Genomic DNA, 4,036 nt, shown 5'->3' on the forward strand with positions numbered 1-4,036 from the left:
GTTGAAAGCGGTCGGAATGCCCAGCAGGCGGCGAGTCGGGCCCACGTGGCGCATTGCCGGGTGGAAGGTCATCGCAAACAGGAACGTGATGCCGGTCTCGCGAGCGCATTCGGCGACTGCGGGAATGGGCATGTCGAGGCGGATTCCGAGGGCTTCGAGGACGTCTGCGGAGCCGGATTTGGAGGTGGAGGCGCGGTTGCCGTGCTTGACGACGGTGGCGCCGGTGCCTGCGATGACGAGGGCTGCCATGGTGGAGATGTTGACGGTGTTTTGCTGGTCGCCGCCGGTGCCGACGATGTCTACGGCGTGGGGGTTGATGTCGACGGTTTCGGCTTTGGCGATCATGCCGGCTGCGAGTGCGCCGAGTTCTTCGGGGGTTTCGCCTTTGGAGTGGAGGGCGGTGAGGAAGGATGCGAGGATCGGCTGTTCGGTTTGGCCGGTCATGATGTGGTCCATTGCCCATGCGACTTCAGTGTCGGTGAGGTTTTGGTGTTTGACGAGCTGGTTGAGGATGTATTTCCAGGTGATTTCGTGCGTAGTCATGTGTTAAGTGTAAAACCCCCGCCGCGTATCTGCATGGTTGGGTGCAGTATGCGAGACGGGGGTTTGTTAGGTGTGTTGCGCTTTAGTGGCGCGTGGTGGGTGCCTTCGGTTTAGTGGAAGGAGTCACCGCATGCGCAGGAGCCTGCTGCGTTGGGGTTGTCGATGGAGAAGCCCTGCTTTTCGATGGTGTCTTCGAAGTCGATGGTGGAGCCGTCGAGGTAGGGTGCGCTCATCTTGTCGACGATGACTTCTACGCCGTCGAAGTCGCGGACTGCGTCGCCGTCGAGGACGCGTTCGTCGAAGTAGAGCTGGTAGATGAGGCCGGAGCAGCCGCCGGGCTGGACGGCGATGCGCAGGCGCAGGTCGGTGCGGCCTTCCTGTTCGAGGAGGGTGCGGACCTTGGTCTGTGCTACTTCGGTGAGGTTGACGCCGTGGGTCGGCAGTTCGGTGGTGGTTTCACTCATTGGTGTTGTCCTTTTGTTTGGTTGGTTGCCCGTGTGCGCCGCGTGTGGGTGCGTGTGGGCGTTTTAGCCTTCACGATACGCGCCCGAGTGTTTGATGTACAACCTAGGGTGTGCATAGTTCGCCGGGGGCGTGAGTTTTGATGTGGGGGCTTGACATGTAATTCTGCTTCTAGGATACCGAAAAAGTGGGGGTTGGGGTTTGTGACCCTTCTCCCCCACTTTTTGTGGATGTTCCTAGCGAGCGCGTTTAGCGAGCGCCGAGTGCGCTGAGAAGCAGCGCCTCCGCGAGGATTGCGTTCTTGAAGTCCGGGATGTAGAGGGACTCGTTGGCGCTGTGTGCGCGGGTGTCGGGGTCTTCTACGCCGGTGACGAGGATCTGTGCCTGCGGGAAGAGGTCCTTCAGGTCGGAGATGAACGGGATGGAGCCGCCCATGCCGGTCTGTACGGGTTCGAGGCCCCAGGCGGTGCGCATTGCGTCGAGGGCGGTCTGTGCGCCGTCTGCGTCGACTTCGGTGGCGAAGGGCATGCCGGAGTCGACGGCGGTGTAGCTGACCTCGGCGCCGTGGGGTGCGTGCGCCTTGACGTGTTCGGCGAGTGCGCGGTGTGCGTTTTCGGGGTTGTCGCCGGGTGCCAGGCGGGTGCTGATGCGTGCGCGGGATACGACGGCGAGGGTGTTGGAGGAGGTTGCGATGCTGGGGATGTCCATGCCGATGACGGAGATTGCCGGCTGGGTCCACAGGCGGGATGCAACGCTACCGGTGCCTGCCAGGGGTACGGAGTCGAGGATGCCGGAGTCGCTGCGGAAGTCTGCTTCGGCGTATTCGAGTTCGGGTTCGGGGGCGCGGTGCAGGCCTTCGACGGCTACGGCGCCGGTGGCGTCGTGCAGGGTGGCGAGTAGCTGCGCCATGAGGGTGTGGGCGTCGAGCATGGGGCCGCCGAACATGCCGGAGTGGATGGCGTGGCTACCGACGCGCACCTCGATGTCGCCGGATGCGACGCCGCGCAGGCTGGTGGTCAGTGCGGGTACGCCGGCGCGCCAGTTGGCGGAGTCTGCGACGACGATGTAGTCGGCGGACAGTTCCTCACGGTAGGTGTTGAGGAAGGACACGAAGGAGGGCGAACCTGCCTCCTCTTCGCCTTCGATGAAGAGCTTCACGCCGAGTTTGAAGTCCTCACCGAGGGTTTCGTTGAGGGCTGCGAGCGCGGCGAGGTGCACGAGGATGCCTGCCTTATCGTCTGCTGCGCCACGGCCGTAGAGGCGGTCGCCCTTGCGGGTTGCGACAAAGGGTTCGGTGTCCCACAGGTCGAGGTCGCCGGCGGGCTGTACATCGTGGTGGGCGTAGAGCAGGATAGTCGGGTAGCCTTCTGCGGCGGGTCGCTGGGCGATGACGGCGGGCATGCCCTGCTTTTCGGTGCCGTCTGCGGTGGTGTAGGTGGCGCGTTCGATGCGTACGTTGTCGAACCCTGCCTTGGTTGCGAGCGCGGCGACTGCCTCGGCGCTGCGGTCTACCTGGGTGAGGTCGTGCGATTCCCAGGCGATGGAGGGAATGGCGACGAGCTCGGTGAGGGTCTGCAGGGTTGCTTCGAAGTTTTTGGTGACGGCGTCGCGGAGGGCGCTGTGGTGGGTGAATTCAGTAGTCATGTTTCTACCTTACCCCCATCCTTACCCCTGCTGGCGGGCGGTTGGGTTCGTTTCAGTTGCTGGTGTGCGCTTGTGGGGGCGGGTTTGGTGTGTGCCGTTCGGGTATGATGGGAGGGTGTTTGGTCGTAAGAAAGAGAAGGCTGAGGCGGAAGCTGTTCAGCCGCAGGTTGTAGAGGAGCCTCAGGCTCCGGTTAATCCGAAGTTCACCCCGAAGAAGGGCCGTCCTACTCCTTCGCGTAAGGAGCAGCAGGCGGCTCGTCGTCAGCCTCTGGTTGTTAATGACCGTAAGGAGGCAAAGGCTCGTGAACGTGAGGCGATGGCGAAGGCTCGTGAGCGTCAGAATGATGCGTTGATGGGTGGCGATCAGCGTTACCTGCCCGCCGTGGATCGTGGTGCGCAGCGCCGTTATATCCGTGATTATGTGGATGCGCGTCGTAACCTTGGCGATTTCATGCTGGCTATTCTGCTGGTTCTGCTCATTGGTGGCTGGATTGCTCAGGGTGTGGCTGGCACGTCTACTGCGGCGGCACCGATTTATTACGGTTCGGTGTACGCAATGTATGCGCTGATGATTCTGTGGGTTGTTGACTACTTCATTCTGTGGCGTGGCCTGAAGAAGAAGCTGATTGCGAAGTTCGACGAGGTTCAGCGTGGTTCTGGCATGTATGCGTTTAACCGTGTGATGATGATTCGTCGTATGCGCCGCCCGGTTCCGATGGTGAAGTACGGCGAGTACCCGCACTAAGTCGTTTGTACCCTGTAGTGTGGCTCCCCGGTAGCTGTGGCTCTGTGGGGGTTGCGCTTGTTGGGTGTGGGGAGAGGTCCTGAGTATTCTCGGGCCTCTCCCCTATTTTTATGTCCGCTAATTCTTACCCTCTTACGCGAGAAGCCACATGTGTTTCGAGAAGCTACTTCTTTGGTGGCTTTTCGAAACACATGTGGCTTCTGGACGTATATGTCGCGGCTAGACGCCGGTACGGTTAGGCGTCGATTCGGGAGTAGAGGATCTGCCATCTACCGTCGCGGTATTCGAGGGCGAACGTGTAGATTTCTTCTTCCTTGTCGCTGCTCCAGGTTTCTTGGCGGCCGTCAGGTTCCACTTCGGTGTGTTTGTCCCATTCGTGGTTGGTTTCCAGGTAGTAGGTTTGATGGTCGTCGGTCCTGGGTATGCCGGCGGGTTCGAAGTGTTCGATGCCATCGATGACCCATCCGCCGCGCTGGTAGAGTGCTTCTATTTCCCGGTAGATTTTGAGTTCTCCGTCGTTTGAGGTGGAGAGGAATTCGCGGGCTTTGCTGTAGTCGCCGGTTTGGACGCCGTAGTTGATCCATTGGTTCCAGGCGTCCATGGTTTTGAGGATGCCGTCGGGGGTTTTTGCGCGGTATCCGT

The 4,036-nt window shown here is 60.9% G+C and carries 5 protein-coding genes; 1 reads left to right on the forward strand and 4 read right to left on the reverse strand.

The window, feature by feature from the left end; genetic code table 11:
- The 3 genes from trpD to HXO69_RS08735 all read right to left on the reverse strand — a co-directional run.
- A partial coding sequence (trpD, locus tag HXO69_RS08725; RefSeq protein WP_296546565.1) for an anthranilate phosphoribosyltransferase occupies window positions 1-543 on the reverse strand: 543 nt, incomplete at its 3' end.
- 110 nt (window positions 544-653) lie between these two features.
- Entirely contained in the window at window positions 654-1,007 is a 354-nt protein-coding gene (locus HXO69_RS08730) for an iron-sulfur cluster assembly accessory protein (protein ID WP_049347628.1), read from the reverse strand.
- Between the two features lie 247 nt (window positions 1,008-1,254).
- On the reverse strand, window positions 1,255-2,649 hold the full coding sequence (locus tag HXO69_RS08735; protein ID WP_296546569.1) for a M20/M25/M40 family metallo-hydrolase: 1,395 nt from the start codon (window positions 2,647-2,649) through the stop codon (window positions 1,255-1,257).
- A 115-nt stretch (window positions 2,650-2,764) separates the two neighbouring features.
- On the opposite strand from HXO69_RS08735, the gene HXO69_RS08740 reads away from it, so the two are divergent.
- Window positions 2,765-3,394: a DUF3043 domain-containing protein gene (locus HXO69_RS08740; RefSeq protein WP_296546571.1), complete on the forward strand. Its 630-nt coding sequence runs from the start codon at window positions 2,765-2,767 to the stop codon at window positions 3,392-3,394.
- A 235-nt stretch (window positions 3,395-3,629) separates the two neighbouring features.
- Here the strand turns inward: HXO69_RS08740 and HXO69_RS08745 are convergent.
- Window positions 3,630-4,036, reverse strand: a 407-nt coding sequence (locus tag HXO69_RS08745; RefSeq protein WP_296546573.1) for a DUF6318 family protein, incomplete at its 5' end; no start/stop codon positions are given.

Origin of the sequence: Rothia sp. (in: high G+C Gram-positive bacteria), assembly GCF_015265375.1 — a bacterium.
GTDB lineage: Bacteria > Actinomycetota > Actinomycetes > Actinomycetales > Micrococcaceae > Rothia.